The organism is Streptococcus suis (genome assembly GCA_002831545.1).
GTDB lineage: Bacteria > Bacillota > Bacilli > Lactobacillales > Streptococcaceae > Streptococcus > Streptococcus suis_P.
On the sequence record CP025095.1, the window covers coordinates 323622 to 339103 of the forward strand.

A 15482-nucleotide genomic window follows, 5' to 3' on the forward strand; every position below is an offset into this window, starting at 1 on the left:
ACCGAAAATAACATTTAGTAAAAAATTAAAATTAGGAGGATACTATGTTTAATAATGTAGCTGTTAATGCAATTGACCTAACAAAAGATTTTCTACTGGAAAAAAATAAGAAGGTGTCGGTACTAAAGGGAGTGACATTATCCGCAGATTATGGTGAATTTATCTCCATATTAGGTATCAGTGGCTCAGGAAAGTCAACTTTGCTAAATTGCTTAGCAAGTTTATCAGAGCCATCTAGTGGCGAGGTTGTTATAAACGGTGTGAATCCATATAGGCTAAAAGATGGCAAACTGGCTAAATTTAGACGTGAAGACATTGCTATTATTTTTCAAAATTATAATCTAGTTCCTGCTCTACCAGCATTGGAAAATGTTACACTACCTCTAAGACTTTCAGGGAAGACTGCCGATAGGAATCAAGTAAAAACCTTATTGGATAATCTGAATTTTAAAGCCGACCTATCGTCATTAGTATCAACACTATCAGGAGGAGAACAGCAGAAGGTTGCTATTTCTCGTGCTATTTTATCAGATAGTAAGGTTATTTTTGCTGATGAGCCGACTGGTGCTTTAGACAGTATTTCTAGGAAATTGATTTTTGAATCGCTTAGAAAGATGGCTGATGAGGGGAAGTGTGTTTTAATGGTTACACATGACATTGAGCTTGCATCTAAAACAGATAAAGCATTTATTTTAAAAGATGGTTACATTTCGCAAGAAATTACTAATCCATCAGCTGAAGAACTTTATCAGGCTCTTGAAACTATTGGCAAGAGAGGTGAGAGTATATGTTAAGACTTATTGTGTATCAGTTTCAGTATTCAAAGAGACAATGGTTTGGGACAATTCCATTATTACTTGTATCTAGCCTAATTGTTGGGACATCTTTATTTGGCATTACTAGCTCATCAAGAATTTCAAATATCAATGCTTCGCAACTTTTTCAGATGTTGATTATATTTGGAGGTATTACTCTATTTTTTCTCATTTCAAATAATATAAGATTGCTAATAGACATATTTAAAAAGGACTATGAGTTATGGACTATCTTAGGTGCGAGTAAATCTCAGCTATCTTTACTTGTAGCTGGTCAATTTTCCATAATGGCAGTCATTGTTAGCAGTTTTGGGACAATCCTTTCCTTCGTTGTGACAGATAGTTACTATAAATTTTTACAAAATTTATTAGGAAGAGATGAATTACCTGATTTGGTTATTACATCCAATATTCAGACTGTATTATTGAGTATTTTAATAGTACCAACAATTGTTGGATTAGGAGCTTATTTTTATTCTATTCGATTATTAAAAAAAGAATCAAATTCAAAATCAAATGGTAGAAATTGGAGAGTTAAGGCGACTAAGTTTATTAATATTTCTGTTCGTCTATTCTTATGGTTACTGTGTATAGGTATTATTATTTCAGCAGGTTTTACCAATAATAGAGAAGTGATTGTGACACAATCTGGTATGATTTTACTTTTATTGATTACTCATATATTGATTATTCAAGTTCTATCTCCGTCCACCCAGATTTGTTTAATAAAATTATTAATGAAGATTCTCCCATCTGAAAATTATGCAATCAATACAAGTTTTTGGAACCTACTATACAATCCTAGTTATTTGAAGAGTATACAGACTTCGATGACTATGGGGGTAACTCTCATTTCTGGATTCATCCTCTATACCAGAAATATGTACTCATTTATGAATACTATAAATAGTGTCCACGAAGCAAGAGCCTCCTTCATTGCCTATCTATCTGCACCAATAGTGCTTATTATTACTAGTTTTATTTCTATAACAATATTATCTTCTAATAAAGACATTGAAGATATTAGACAGTTACAAATATTAGGCACAACAAAATTACAACTTTTTAAAATACGCATTGCAGAAGCAATAATGCACTCAATAATAATTTCATTTGTCTCTGTAATTTTTAATGCTATTGTGTTAATGTTAGTTCGCTTTATAGGGCAACGTTTAGGGCAGAGTTTAGCAGAAATAGCAGGTTTTTGGCAACCTAGCCTTATTATTCTTTGTTTGTTAGTTATCTTTTATAGTATTACAAAGGGGTTTTATTTATTTAAAGATAGATAAATTGAAAAAGTTACAGAGAGGATTACAATGCCAAGTGATAAAATTTTTGAAATACCTATTCCTAGTGATAATGATGGATTTATTGTTTTAAAATGTCCAATTTGTAGTGAAAAATTTATGATTCAAGTCCAAGATGTAAATGATGATAGCTTGATAGATGTTTGGTGCCCTAAGTGTGGTCTCAAGAGTGATAATTATTTAGATGATGATGTAAATGATTTGGCAGAAAATATAATTCAAAACTATGTTGCTGATTTATTAAATGATTTTTCGAAGGATATGGAGAGAACATTTAGAAACAATAAAAATATACAATTTAAAGGAAGTAAAAAGATAGCTAGAGAATCAGAAATGCCAATTGGAAGAAAGGTTGGAGACTTCGAAGAGAAAAAATACTTGTGTTGTGATAAAGTAGTAAAATTACGAACTACAACAAAATTCGAAGGTGGTTATTGTCCGTTTTGTGGGGAGTTAGTAGATGGAGATTAATAAAAAAGAACTTAGAAAAATTAGTAGAAGATTTAGAACATTGGCTTCAAATGTGATGAATGCTTATTTCGAAGAACAGACAGATGCATTAATAGAATTTCTAGATTATATTAAGAGGACATCTTTGATATTTGATTATGTCGAAAGTTTAGCTTATGACATAGAGGGGTTAGAATCAGAACTTGATAGGATTGCTTCCTCATATGGAAGTAAAGCTTTAGAACTGGGGACTGATAGCCGTAGAAGAACTTATCTTTTATATAGAGCTTTTGACTATATTGCCCTTAAAAAGTTGCCTACAACTAATTTTGGATGGTACTATGCACATAGTAAAAAATATCAAGATATGGCAAAAGCATTTGGAGATAGGTTGATTTATCCATTTGTTTTAGAAATTGAGGAGTATATTAAGGATATTGCGACAGATATGGGATTTGATAATGACAGTTCATATAATATAACGATTAATAGTTCAGGAGTACAAGTAAATATTGCCGAACATGGTGGTACAGTCAATGCTGAGCAAGGAAATATCATTAATAAAGAGGAACTTTCTAGAGCTATAAAGAATGTGGAAAATGCCATTGAAACAGTAGAAAATAGTGAGTCTAAATCAGTACTCAAGCAGAACTTAGAGATTGTTAAAAATGAGGTTCAAGAAGTACAACCTAAAAAGGCAATTTTGACTTCAGCTTTTAATACAATGAAATTCATCGCAACTACTGTTGCCTTAACCCCTGATTTAGCAGAAGGAATTAAATTGCTTGCCTCAGTAATTGGAATAAAAATCTAGGAAAGAGACATTTTTTAGGTGAGAATATATGAAAAGCTACAAATTGTAACTTGGAATATAAAAGCTCTGCAAAAACATAAAAAATCAAAAAGCCCTGCTATCGAAATGATAGCAGGGCTTAACTTCAATATCCAAATGATATATTTATCTAAAAAGGTAGAGTAAAAGGTAGAGTTCTTATTGATTTGTAGCACAATTTATTGAAATCCAAAAATTCAAAAATCGCTTTAAATCAATATTTTGACGCCTGTTGACGTGTACTGAAACCCTTACTTAACCTCAGTAAAAATAACGTGTTTACGCAATTTTGGTGAGTATTTTTTCAATTGAAGACGGTCTGGAGTGTTACGTTTGTTTTTTGAAGTAAGGTACAAACGCTCACCAGATTCTTTGTGTTCAAGTGTAATATTTACGCGCATGGTATCTCCCTTCTATTATTCAGCTGAAGCAGCCTTAGCGATTTTACGTCCTTTGTAGTATCCTTTCAAAGATACACGGTGAGAACGTGAGTAATCTCCAGTAGTTTCGTCAAATTTCACAGTTGGAGCTGCTACTTTATAGTGAGTACGACGTTTGTTTTTCTTCGCTTTTGAAGTGCGACGTGCAGGTACTGCCATTTCTTTCTTCCTCCATTAAATGTCAGGGCCAAGCCCCTTTTAAATCTAAAATAGTGTGTATGACTTTCGCCAACTTTAACAGTATAACAAAAGTTTTTTGTAAAGTAAAGTTACTTGACAGATTTTTTGAAAAAAATTTGTTCAATTGTATTTTCCTATTTTCCTATTTTTATTTAAGTATTGCACTTAATTTTTCTTCCCCAAAATTTTTTGAAAAACTTCTCAAAAATCATGCAAAAAACTTGACAAAATGCCTGCTATACTAGTATAGCAGGGCTTGACACTTCGGCCAAGCCCTTCCTATTAGCCTAAACAGGAGGAAATAATGAAAAAGAACAAGTATATATATGGCAAAATCGCGGCAACTACTGCTATCACCCTTGCAACCGTTGGTGCATCTACCGTATCAGCAGACACACAATATGGTATTTTCTTAAACCGTGTGACTGGTGAGTGGCAAACTGTTAACCATGCCACAGGCGAAATTGTAAAATCTGAACCAAATGGAACTTACTCTTCTTATGAAGAAGCTCAAGCATCATTGGCAACATCAACTGTTGAGGCTCCAGTTACAACTGAAGCACCAGCCGCGGAAACTACTGCTGTCGAAGCACCTAAAACATCAGCTGATGTCAAACCAGCTCTTGAAGCTCAACAAGCTGTTGTTGACGCTACTGCTCAAGATGCAACTAACGCTCAAGCTGATGCAGACACAGCTAACCAAGACGTTACCACTGCTCAAGCAGACGTTAACACAGCAACACAAGCTGTATCTGACGCAGAAGCTAACGCTGCCAATGCAACACCTGCTAATATTGCAGCAAACCAAGCTGACCAAACAGCAAACCTTGCTGACCAAGACGCAAACGCTACTGAAACAGATGAAGTTAACGCTGAAATCGCATCACAAAATCAAACTGTCGCTGACGCACAAACTGCTGTTGATACTGCTCAAGCAGAAAAAGACGCCGCTGATGCTAACGTAACTGCTAAAGAAGCAGACGTCAAATCAGCACAAGACGCCCTTTCTGGTACTGGTCTTGCTGAAGCTCAAGCTAACCTGGATAATGCAAGCAAAGCTGTTACAGATGCTAACGCTAACGTTGATACTGCAACCCAAGCCTTTGAAGACGCTAAGAAAGCTGACGCTAACCGTGATGCAAAAATCAAAGCTGCTGAAACTGAGGTTGCTGTAAAATCAGACGCTGTCGATACAGCAAAAGCTAAATTGACTGCTGCTCAAAATGAGTCTAAAACAACAACTGACGCACTCAATAAAACAAATGACGCTGTTAAAACAGCATCAGATGCTTTGGCAAATGTTGACACTGTTACAATTGCAGACTTGACTCAATTCAAAGCTGATAAAGCCGAAGGTGACTCAGACTTTATGACTGATTCAGGTGCTACTGTTATTGAACAATCAACGGTATCAATCGGTAAAGACAGCAAATCAGTAATTGTTGATATTGATAATCTTACAAATGAGCAAAAGATTTCAGCTTCACAATTATATGTACAAGGTTTAACTCAAATTCGTCAAGCGTTAAATGGATTGACATCAACTGCTGTCACACAAGCAGCCATTGATTTAGCACAATTACGTGCTGACCAATATGAAGCGCGTGGAACAAACCCATTAACAGACGGACATATCGGAGCTGGTGCTGAAAACCTAATTCGTTTAGGTTCAAAATCAACCATTCAAACTGAAGAAGATTTGAAACGTGCTGTATACAATGCTCTATTGGGAACATCATTTGCAGATGCTCCATCAAATTGGGGTCACTTGCGAGCAAACTTAAACTTCGCAAATAATATTGGTATTGCTATTGCTAACATCAATGGTGATTATTGGTTGGTTGTAGCATTCACAAATGACGGCACCCCAATCACCAACCCTAACGACCCAGCAACACTTCAAGCAACACTCACTCAAGCTCAGGCAGACCAATCAGCAGCACAAGCCGCATCTGATACTGCTCAAGCAAATCTTGTAAAAGCAAGCTCAGATTACGCTAAAGCTCTTGAATTGAAGACTCAAGCAGAGAAAACTCTTGCTGATGCTACGGCAACACCGCTTCAAACTCAAGTTGCTGAAAACAACCTACGTCTTGCTACTATTGCACTTCAAAACGCTGAAGCTCGCAAAGCAGACGCTCAAAAAGCTGTTGACAACTTCTCAGCAAATCTTGCTGAAAAGAAAGCAGCTCTTGATACTGCTAAAGCTGAACTTGCTACAGCACAAGCTACTGCAACTGCAAAAGCTGAAGCTCTTAAAACAGCTAAGACTGAACTTGCTAAACAACAAGCTACACTTGATAGCTTGAATAAAGATAAAGACGCTCTTCTTGCAGAAAAAGACCGTTTGGTTGAAGAAGCAAAAGCACTTGCTACTGAGTTGAAAGGTTATCTTGAAGCACCAGCAATTCTTGCTAACGCTCAAGCAACACTTACTGAAAAACAAGCGGCTCTTACTGAAGCACAAGCTAAAGCTGAAACAGCACAAGAAAAACTTGAAACTGTTACTGCTAAACTTGCAGCAGAAGAAAGCAAATTGGCTGAACTTCAAGCAGAGTACAACAAGCTCAAAGATCTTGAAAACAAAGCAAAAGACAATGTCATTGCAACACTTCCAGACGGAACAATCGTTGCAGTACCAAAAAATGCACCAACTGCTGCTGAAAAACCAGCTATTGATATTGATGCAGTCAAAGACGCTATTACTAAAGGTAAAGATGTAACAGTTGTTGACGGTGAAGTTGTGGTGACGAACCCACAAGCAGGTGTCACCGTCACACCACAAGGTATTACTTACTCACGTGTAGACCGTGCTAAGACCTTGCCAAACACAGGGGAACAAACAAGTTTGTTGGCACTCGCAGGTGTGGCAGTATTGTCTAGTCTTGGTCTTGCAAGTGCAAGAAGACGCAAACAAGGATAGATGGCTAAAATGAAAAAATCTTCTTACTATGACAGTAGGAAGATTTTTTGGATTGCCAAAATTATTGAAAAGCTTGTTCTATTCCGACAGTTTTGGGGAATTTTTAATGATTTCTTTTACCGTTATTGGAATGGTAATGCTTATTGAGAAGGGTTGAAATAGAAAAAAATCTAGGACTTTGCTAAAATAGTCAAAAAAGAAAGAAAATACTTGACAGCATATATATATATATATAATGGTTATAGGACAAGTTCCAATTATTCAATATAAAGGAGAACTGTATGAAAACAGTTGGAAAGTTTTTTGCGAAAAAGTTGGCTAGCCTCTTAGTCTTGCTGCTGGTTTTAGGTATAGGTATTTTCTGGTTTAGAAATAGCATCCTAGCATGGTTCCAGGGAACCCATAAGGTTCAATATGAATTTGTCATTAAGAAGTTTGAAGCGGAAAGCAAGCTGGTTGTAGCAGGTGCTGAGGTGGAGACGACTGCCAACCAGACCTTTGAAAACAATAAATTAAAGGAATGGCCAGACTGGACAGAGCCCATTACCAAGCTCTTTGTAGGACGTGAAATGTCCGTTGATATTCCTGTGCAGACGGAGTTCAAGCTGGTCTTGGAGGGCATTGGTCAGTCTGATGTTCAGATTCAAAACAATACCTTAACCTTCAAGAAACCTGTGCTTGTTGAAGTTGATTCTCAGCAACATGGAGAAATCAAAATCAGCAATAATAGCAATGGTTTGCTAGACAAGGCTGTCGATGTCTTCACTTCTGGACAAAAGGCTCAGGAATTTCTAAATGATAAATCCCAAGAAGCCATTTATAAGACAAGCGAGGAAGTATTGAATGACGCAGGACGCCAAGAAAAAGTAGCGGCCTTTGCAGAAACAGCCTTAGAAAACCTCCTCAATCTCAACTCCGAAGAAAAACTTGAGGTTGAAATCGAAGTTGCCGACTTGAATTTCCAGATTGTGGATAAGAAATAGTTTTTTTAAACAAGGTCGTGTCAGTAGGCACGGCTTTGTGTCTGCTCTGCCATTTCCAAAAAAGACTAAAATATGATAAAATAAGGGGCAAGATATAGAGAAGTGAGAAGACCTATGAAACTACAAAAACCAAAAGGAACACAGGATTTACTACCGCAGGATTCTGCTAAATGGCAGTATGTGGAACATTTTGCTCGTAATATTTTCAAGCAGTACAATTACGCTGAGATTCGTACACCGATCTTCGAGCATTACGAGGTGATCAGCCGTTCGGTTGGCGATACGACGGACATTGTGACCAAGGAGATGTACGATTTCTATGACAAGGGAGAACGTCATATTACCCTCCGTCCAGAAGGGACAGCGCCCGTTGTCCGTTCTTATGTAGAAAACAAGCTCTTTGCTCCAGAAGTGCAAAAGCCAGCTAAGTTCTACTACATGGGCCCAATGTTCCGCTACGAGCGTCCGCAGGCTGGTCGTCTACGCCAGTTCCACCAGATTGGTGTGGAGTGTTTTGGTTCCAATAACCCAGCGACAGACGTAGAAACCATTGCTATGGCCTATCACTTCTTTGAAGAGTTGGGAATCAAGGACATTCGCCTCCACCTCAACAGTCTGGGAAATCCCGAGAGTCGTGCCGCTTATCGCCAGGCTTTGATTGACTATCTGACCCCACTCAAGGACCAGCTATCTAAGGACAGCCAGCGTCGCTTGGAAGAAAATCCCCTGCGTGTGTTGGATTCCAAGGAAAAGGAAGACAAGGTCGCGGTGGAAAATGCGCCGTCTATCTTGGATTACTTGGATGAAGAAAGTAGAATCCACTTTGAAGCGGTCAAGTCTATGTTGGACAGCCTAGGTATTGCTTACACCATTGACACCAACATGGTGCGTGGTTTGGACTACTACAACCATACTATTTTCGAGTTTATGACAGAGGTAGGTGGCAATGACCTGACCATCTGTGCTGGTGGTCGCTACGACGGCCTGGTGTCTTATTTCGGTGGGCCAGAAACCGCTGGTTTTGGCTTTGGTATGGGGATTGAACGTCTCATCCTAATCCTTGAAAAGCAGGGCATCGAGCTCCCTCTCGACACCCAGTTAGATGTTTACATCGCGGTTTTAGGTCAGGAGGCCAATAGCGGAGCGTTGGAGCTGGTTCAAGCCATCCGCAAGCAAGGCTTCCGAGCAGAGCGTGACTATCTGGACCGCAAGCTCAAGGCCCAGTTCAAGTCAGCAGATGTCTTTGGAGCCAAGACCATTATCACACTTGGTGGAAGCGAGCTAGAAAGCGGACTGGTTGTGGTTAAGAATAACCAGACAAGAAGTCAAGTTGAAACAAGCTTGGAAGCACTCAAAACAGATTTTGCAAGTATTTTAGAAGAATTGGAGAAGCAGTAGTCTAAAGCTGCTTCTTTTTATTTTAGAAAGCAAAAAAGAAGCGATTGGATAATCACTTCTTGAAAATAGTGGAGAACGCATTAGTGTGAGTGGCAGAAGTCAAGTACCATACGGCCTTGAATAGTTCCCGCTGCCATTTCATCAAAGACTGCTTCAGCATCTTCGACTGGACGTTTTTGAACGACTGGAACAACTAGACCGATAGCACCAAAGTGGAAGGCTTCTTCCAAGTCTTTACGAGTACCCACCAGAGAGCCGACAACCTTGATACCATCTAGTACGGTCTTGACAATGCTGAGATCCATATATTCAGATGGGAGTCCTACAGCAACTACATAGCCACCTGCACGAACACTGTCAATAGCTTGGTTGAAGGCTACTTTGGAAACAGCCGTTACGACAGTTGAGTGAGCACCGCCACCAGTAATTTCTTTAATATATCCAGGAACATCTTCTACTTCAAGTCCGTTAATCGTCACATCTGCACCAACTTCTTTGGCGAGTTCCAATTTATCATTATTAATGTCTACAGCGATAACATGAGCGTTGAAGACTTTTTTAGCGTATTGTACAGCAAGATTTCCGAGTCCGCCAGCACCATAGATAGCGATCCATTGACCTGGTTCCAAGTGAGCTTCTTTAATCGCTTTGTAGCAAGTAACGCCAGCACAAGTGATAGAACTTGCTTGAGCTGGATCAAGACCTTCTGGAACTTTTACTGCATAGTCTGCTGTTACAATACATTGCTCAGCCATACCACCGTCAACAGAGTAGCCTGCATTTTTTACGGTACGGCAGAGAGTTTCGCGACCGGTTGTACAATATTCACACATACCACAGCCTTGGAAGAACCAAGCAACGCTGACACGGTCGCCGACCTTCAAGCTGGTCACATCAGGAGCGATTTCTGTAACAATACCGATTCCTTCGTGACCAAGAACGCGACCAGGAACCTTACCAAAATCACCATTGGCAACGTGGAGGTCAGTGTGACAAACACCACAGTACTCAATTTGGACCAAAGCTTCGCCAGCTTCAAGTGGACGAAGTTCTTTTTCAACAACGACAACACCAGTAGATTCTGGATTAACAACAACTGCTTTCATGGCAGACCTCCTATTTATTGCAGCACATTTTTTAAATGTGTTAATATAGATATTTTCTTGTTAATAATATCACAATGTGAACAAAAATGCAAGAGTAGAGAAGGAGGAACAAATGAATATAAAATTGAAAATTATCACGTAATTACTACAAAATTTTCAAAAAAATCTATTTACATGGAAGCGTTTTCTTAGCAAACTAGTATCGTAAATGTTAGAGAAAGAATAAATGATAAAGATTTGTCTTACTTTATATATTTTTCGACCAAACAAAGCAGAAACAAATCTGAATGTTTTCTGAAAAAAAGAAAAAGTAAGCGCTTTCTATAACAAAACAGAAAAAATGTGAAAAAATTAACAATTTCTCTTTACAAATAATTTAAAAAGTTGTAGAATAACATTGTGAAAAAGTTAACAAAATGTTGACATGAAAATTTGGAGGAACACAATGGCTGATAAAAAAGTTGTATCACCAGAAGAAAAATTAGCAGAAGCTCGCAAGCACGTTGATGAGCTTGTTCAAAAAGGTTTGGTTGCTCTTGATGAGTTCCGCAAACTTGGTCAAGAAGAGGTAGACTACATTGTAGCTAAGGCTTCGGTAGCTGCTCTTGACAAGCACGGTGAATTGGCAATGCACGCTTTTGAAGAAACCAAACGTGGTGTATTCGAAGATAAGGCAACTAAAAACTTGTTTGCTTGTGAGCACGTTGTCAATAACATGCGCCACACGAAAACTGTTGGTGTTATCGAAGAAGATGAAGTGACAGGTTTGACTTTGATTGCTGAGCCGGTCGGTGTTGTTTGTGGTATCACACCAACAACAAACCCAACTTCTACAGCAATCTTTAAATCATTGATTGCCTTGAAGACACGTAATCCAATCGTCTTTGCCTTCCACCCATCTGCGCAAGAATCTTCTGCTCATGCAGCTCGTGTTGTCTATGAAGCAGCTGTGGCAGCTGGTGCTCCTGAAAACTGTATCCAGTGGATTACAAAACCATCTATGGAAGCAACATCTGAGTTGATGAAACATGATGGTATTGCAACAATCCTTGCAACTGGTGGTAACGCAATGGTGCGTGCAGCTTACTCTTGTGGTAAACCTGCTCTTGGTGTAGGTGCAGGTAACGTTCCAGCCTATATTGAAAAATCAGCAAATATTCGTCAGGCAGCACATGACATCGTTATGTCTAAGTCATTTGACAACGGTATGGTCTGTGCGTCAGAACAAGCAGTTATCATTGATAAAGAAGTTTACGATGAGTTTGTAGCAGAATTCAAATCTTACAAAACTTACTTCGTTAATAAGAAAGAAAAAGCTCTTCTTGAAGAATACTGCTTCGGTGTAAAAGCCAACAGCAAAAACTGTGCTGAAGGTAAATTGAACGCAGACATCGTTGGTCGCCCAGCTGCATGGATCGCTGAGCAGGCCGGCTTCTCAGTGCCAGAAGGTACAAACATCTTGGCAGCTGAGGTTGCTGAAATCGGTGAGAAAGAACCATTGACTCGTGAGAAATTGTCACCTGTTATTGCCGTCTTGAAAGTTGATGGTCGTGCAGAAGGTCTTGAAGCAGCTCGCCAAATGGTTGAATTCCACGGTCTCGGCCACTCTGCAGCTATTCATACGGAAGACGCAGAATTGGCGAAAGAGTTTGGTACAATCGTACGTGCTATCCGTGTTATTTGGAACTCTCCATCTACTTTCGGTGGTATCGGTGATGTTTACAACGCATTCTTGCCATCATTGACACTTGGTTGTGGTTCTTACGGACGCAACTCAATCAGTGATAACGTAAGTGCTATGAACTTGCTCAACATCAAGAAAGTAGGAAGACGTAGAAATAATATGCAATGGTTTAAAGTTCCTTCTAAAACATACTTCGAACGTGATTCTATCCAATATCTCCAAAAATGCCGTGACGTTGAACGTGTCATGATCGTTACAGACCGTGCCATGGTAGAACTTGGATTCCTAGATCGTATCATCGAACAATTGGACCTTCGTCGTAATAAAGTTGTTTACCAAATCTTCTCAGACGTTGAGCCAGATCCAGACATCACAACGGTTTATAAAGGTACAGAATTGATGCGTACCTTCAAACCAGATACAATCATCGCACTCGGTGGTGGTTCACCAATGGATGCTGCCAAAGTTATGTGGCTCTTCTACGAACAACCAACAGTTGATTTCCATGACCTAGTTCAAAAATTCATGGATATCCGTAAACGTGCCTTCAAGTTCCCAGAACTTGGTAAGAAATCTAAGTTTATCGCGATTCCAACTACCTCAGGTACAGGTTCAGAAGTAACACCGTTCGCCGTAATCTCTGATAAAGCAAACAACCGTAAATACCCAATCGCTGACTACTCATTGACACCAACTGTGGCAATCGTTGACCCAGCACTCGTATTGACAGTACCTGCTCACGTTACTGCCGATACTGGTATGGACGTATTGACTCACGCTACAGAAGCATATGTTTCAACAGTAGCCAACGACTTTACAGATGGTTTAGCACTTCAAGCTATCAAACTAGTATTTGAAAACCTTGAAAGCTCAGTGAAGAATGCTGACTTTGTATCACGTGAGAAAATGCACAACGCATCAACTATGGCAGGTATGGCCTTCGCCAACGCATTCCTAGGTATTTCTCACTCAATGGCTCATAAGATTGGTGGACGTTTCCATACCGTTCACGGTCGTACAAACGCTATCTTGCTTCCATACGTTATCCGCTACAATGGTACTCGTCCAGCCAAGACAGCTACATGGCCTAAGTACAACTACTATAAAGCAGATGAAAAATACCAAGACATCGCTCGTCTTCTAGGCTTGCCATGCTCAACACCAGAAGAAGCTGTTGCAGCATACGCACAAGCAGTTTACGACCTCGGTGAACGCATCGGTATCCAAATGAACTTGAAAGCACAAGGTATCGACGAGAAAGAACTCAAAGAACACTCTCGCGAATTGGCTCTTCTTGCCTACGAAGATCAATGTACCCCAGCTAACCCACGTCTAGCAATGGTTGACCACATGCAAGAAATCATCGAAGATGCCTACTACGGTTACAAAGAACGTCCAGGTCGCATCAAGTAAGGATTTTCGTCACGATACACCGTTAAAGCTCCTTGCCTAACTTTAGTTATGCCTACGTCGCTTTGCCTTGTCTCGTTTAGAAAATCATTCCTTGATGGTTTGGGTAGTTTCGTCAATCTGCCTAGAAAGACTTAGGACTAGAAAAAGTCTAGGTAGGAGTAGCAAATCGTATCCTACTCAGTTGAACGGAGTAGGATTTACAGGTAAATTGCCTCCAAATATCGTAAGACAATCCTCTATTTTAAAAATAGGGGATTGTTTGTTTAGAAATAATGGTGGAGATTCTGTAAAAAGCGAAAGTGGTTGGAAAGTTAGGGTTTAGCCGAGAAAAAAAGACTTTTCTATCTATCTTTCACAATTTTCTGTCAATTTATGGTAGAATAGAAAAAATAGATTTTTTATGAGGGATACCATGACACTAGTTTATCAATCAACACGCGATGCTAAAAATACTGTATCGGCTAGTCAGGCGATTTTGCAGGGCTTGGCGACAGATGGTGGTTTGTTTACACCGATTTCCATTCCAACAGTTGACTTGGATTTTTCAGTTCTCAAAGACGCTTCTTATCAAGAAGTTGCCAAGCTGATTTTGTCGGCTTTCTTGGATGATTTTACGGCAGATGAACTGGACTACTGTATCAACAATGCCTACGACAGCAAGTTTGACACGCCAGTTATTGCCCCAGTTGTTAAGCTCAACGGTCAGTACAATTTGGAACTCTTCCGAGGTTCAACCATTGCCTTTAAGGATATGGCACTGTCTATCCTGCCTTACTTGATGACAACTGCGGCTAAAAAGCATGGTTTGGAAAACGAGATTGTCATCTTGACAGCGACTTCAGGCGATACAGGCAAGGCGGCTATGGCTGGCTTTGCGGATGTCCCAGGCACGCAAATCATTGTCTTCTACCCACGCGATGGGGTGTCTAAGGTCCAAGAATTGCAGATGACCACGCAGACAGGGGCTAATACGCACGTGGTGGCCATTGATGGAAACTTCGACGATGCTCAAACCAACGTTAAGCAGATGTTCAACGATGAGGCCCTCCGTGCCAAATTGGTGGCTAAGAAACTCCAGTTTTCATCTGCCAACTCTATGAACATCGGCCGCTTGGTGCCACAGATTGTGTACTATGTCTATGCCTATGCTCAGCTGGTCAAGACTGGCGAGATTGCTGCGGGCGACAAGGTCAACTTCACCGTTCCAACAGGAAACTTCGGGAACATCTTGGCGGCTTATTACGCCAAGCAAATCGGTCTGCCAGTTGGCAAGCTCATCTGTGCTTCCAACGATAACAATGTCCTAACCGACTTCTTCTCGACTGGCGTTTATGACAAGAACCGTACCTTCCGCGTGACCACCAGTCCGTCCATGGACATCTTGGTGTCTTCTAACTTGGAGCGGTTGATTTTCCATCTCTTTGGCAATGACGCTGCAAAAACAGCCGAGCTCATGGAAGCCTTGAACACGGCTGGTCAGTATGATATTCAAGGAGCTGACGCGGAAATCCTCTCTCTCTTTGCTGCCGCCTTTGCGACAGAAGAAGAAACTGCTGCAGAAATCAAGCGAGTCTATGACGAGTCAGACTACATTGAAGATCCACATACGGCTGTTGCTTCAGCTGTCTATAAACAGTATGTGGAGCAAACAGGTGACCAAACTCCGACAGTGATTGCTTCTACAGCCAGTCCTTATAAGTTCCCAGTGGTTGCGGTAGAGGCTGTGACAGGCCAGTCAGGCTTGACCGACTTTGAAGCCCTTGCTAAACTGCATGAGATTTCAGGTGTAGCCCTGCCGCCAGCTGTGGACGGCTTGGAAACGGCACCTATTCGCCACACTACCGTTGTTGCAGCAGCAGCTATGCAGGCTGAGGTAGAACGCTATTTGGGTGTTTAATCTATAAATGATTGCTAACAAACTGTTCAGCTGAGCAGTTTGTTTTCTTTGTAT

Annotated in this window: 12 protein-coding genes and 1 pseudogene; 10 read left to right on the forward strand and 3 right to left on the reverse strand. The window is 40.0% G+C overall.

Annotated features, from left to right (window positions below):
- Positions 1 to 44: 44 nt before the first annotated feature.
- From CWM22_01710 to CWM22_01730, 5 genes and pseudogenes are all read left to right on the forward strand, one after another.
- On the forward strand, positions 45 to 794 hold the full coding sequence (locus tag CWM22_01710) for an ABC transporter ATP-binding protein (GenBank protein AUC90729.1): 750 nt from the start codon (positions 45 to 47) through the stop codon (positions 792 to 794).
- The gene (locus tag CWM22_01715) at positions 788 to 2104 is read left to right on the forward strand and encodes a beta-carotene 15,15'-monooxygenase (GenBank protein AUC90730.1); all 1317 of its coding nucleotides are present in this window, start codon (positions 788 to 790) and stop codon (positions 2102 to 2104) included. The genes CWM22_01710 and CWM22_01715 overlap by 7 nt, the downstream gene beginning before the upstream one ends.
- Positions 2105 to 2131: 27 nt before the next feature.
- Complete coding sequence (locus tag CWM22_01720) at positions 2132 to 2593, forward strand: hypothetical protein (GenBank protein ID AUC90731.1); 462 nt, start codon at positions 2132 to 2134, stop codon at positions 2591 to 2593.
- Entirely contained in the window at positions 2583 to 3386 is an 804-nt protein-coding gene (locus CWM22_01725) for a conjugal transfer protein (GenBank protein AUC90732.1), read from the forward strand. The genes CWM22_01720 and CWM22_01725 overlap by 11 nt, the downstream gene beginning before the upstream one ends.
- Positions 3387 to 3473: 87 nt before the next feature.
- A pseudogene (locus tag CWM22_01730) lies at positions 3474 to 3551 on the forward strand (FanG protein).
- A 104-nt stretch (positions 3552 to 3655) separates the two neighbouring features.
- On the opposite strand, the gene rpmG reads toward CWM22_01730, so the two are convergent.
- A complete protein-coding gene (gene rpmG, locus CWM22_01735; GenBank protein ID AUC90733.1) occupies positions 3656 to 3805 on the reverse strand; it encodes a 50S ribosomal protein L33 in 150 nt (49 codons plus the stop codon).
- Positions 3806 to 3820: 15 nt separating this feature from the next.
- Positions 3821 to 4003 carry a 50S ribosomal protein L32 gene (gene rpmF, locus CWM22_01740; GenBank protein AUC90734.1) on the reverse strand — a complete coding sequence of 61 codons (183 nt, stop codon included), beginning with the start codon at positions 4001 to 4003 and terminating at the stop codon, positions 3821 to 3823.
- 325 nt (positions 4004 to 4328) lie between these two features.
- Here rpmF and CWM22_01745 point away from each other — a divergent pair, with 325 nt between their 5' ends.
- From CWM22_01745 to CWM22_01755, 3 genes are all read left to right on the forward strand, one after another.
- Positions 4329 to 6947 (forward strand): surface exclusion protein, encoded by a 2619-nt coding sequence (locus CWM22_01745; GenBank protein ID AUC90735.1) that lies wholly within the window; start codon positions 4329 to 4331, stop codon positions 6945 to 6947.
- A gap of 281 nt (positions 6948 to 7228) precedes the next feature.
- Positions 7229 to 7930, forward strand: a complete 702-nt coding sequence (locus CWM22_01750) for a hypothetical protein (protein AUC90736.1) — start codon at positions 7229 to 7231, stop codon at positions 7928 to 7930.
- Between the two features lie 114 nt (positions 7931 to 8044).
- Entirely contained in the window at positions 8045 to 9328 is a 1284-nt protein-coding gene (locus CWM22_01755) for a histidine--tRNA ligase (protein AUC90737.1), read from the forward strand.
- Between the two features lie 80 nt (positions 9329 to 9408).
- Here CWM22_01755 and CWM22_01760 read toward each other — a convergent pair whose 3' ends face one another.
- Complete coding sequence (locus CWM22_01760) at positions 9409 to 10434, reverse strand: alcohol dehydrogenase AdhP (protein AUC90738.1); 1026 nt, start codon at positions 10432 to 10434, stop codon at positions 9409 to 9411.
- Positions 10435 to 10879: 445 nt separating this feature from the next.
- Here CWM22_01760 and CWM22_01765 point away from each other — a divergent pair, with 445 nt between their 5' ends.
- Positions 10880 to 13531 carry a bifunctional acetaldehyde-CoA/alcohol dehydrogenase gene (locus tag CWM22_01765; GenBank protein ID AUC90739.1) on the forward strand — a complete coding sequence of 884 codons (2652 nt, stop codon included), beginning with the start codon at positions 10880 to 10882 and terminating at the stop codon, positions 13529 to 13531.
- Positions 13532 to 13943: 412 nt separating this feature from the next.
- Positions 13944 to 15428, forward strand: a complete 1485-nt coding sequence (locus CWM22_01770) for a threonine synthase (GenBank protein AUC90740.1) — start codon at positions 13944 to 13946, stop codon at positions 15426 to 15428.
- Positions 15429 to 15482 lie beyond the last annotated feature (54 nt).

Coding starts and splice junctions, on each gene's coding strand:
- CWM22_01745 (AUC90735.1), top strand. CDS start 4,329: ATGAAAAAGAACAAGTATATATATGGCAAAATCGCGGCAACTACTGCT.
- CWM22_01760 (AUC90738.1), bottom strand. CDS start 10,434: ATGAAAGCAGTTGTTGTTAATCCAGAATCTACTGGTGTTGTCGTTGTT.
- CWM22_01710 (AUC90729.1), top strand. CDS start 45: ATGTTTAATAATGTAGCTGTTAATGCAATTGACCTAACAAAAGATTTT.
- CWM22_01770 (AUC90740.1), top strand. CDS start 13,944: ATGACACTAGTTTATCAATCAACACGCGATGCTAAAAATACTGTATCG.
- CWM22_01725 (AUC90732.1), top strand. CDS start 2,583: ATGGAGATTAATAAAAAAGAACTTAGAAAAATTAGTAGAAGATTTAGA.
- CWM22_01765 (AUC90739.1), top strand. CDS start 10,880: ATGGCTGATAAAAAAGTTGTATCACCAGAAGAAAAATTAGCAGAAGCT.
- CWM22_01715 (AUC90730.1), top strand. CDS start 788: ATGTTAAGACTTATTGTGTATCAGTTTCAGTATTCAAAGAGACAATGG.
- CWM22_01720 (AUC90731.1), top strand. CDS start 2,132: ATGCCAAGTGATAAAATTTTTGAAATACCTATTCCTAGTGATAATGAT.
- rpmF (AUC90734.1), bottom strand. CDS start 4,003: ATGGCAGTACCTGCACGTCGCACTTCAAAAGCGAAGAAAAACAAACGT.
- CWM22_01750 (AUC90736.1), top strand. CDS start 7,229: ATGAAAACAGTTGGAAAGTTTTTTGCGAAAAAGTTGGCTAGCCTCTTA.
- CWM22_01755 (AUC90737.1), top strand. CDS start 8,045: ATGAAACTACAAAAACCAAAAGGAACACAGGATTTACTACCGCAGGAT.
- rpmG (AUC90733.1), bottom strand. CDS start 3,805: ATGCGCGTAAATATTACACTTGAACACAAAGAATCTGGTGAGCGTTTG.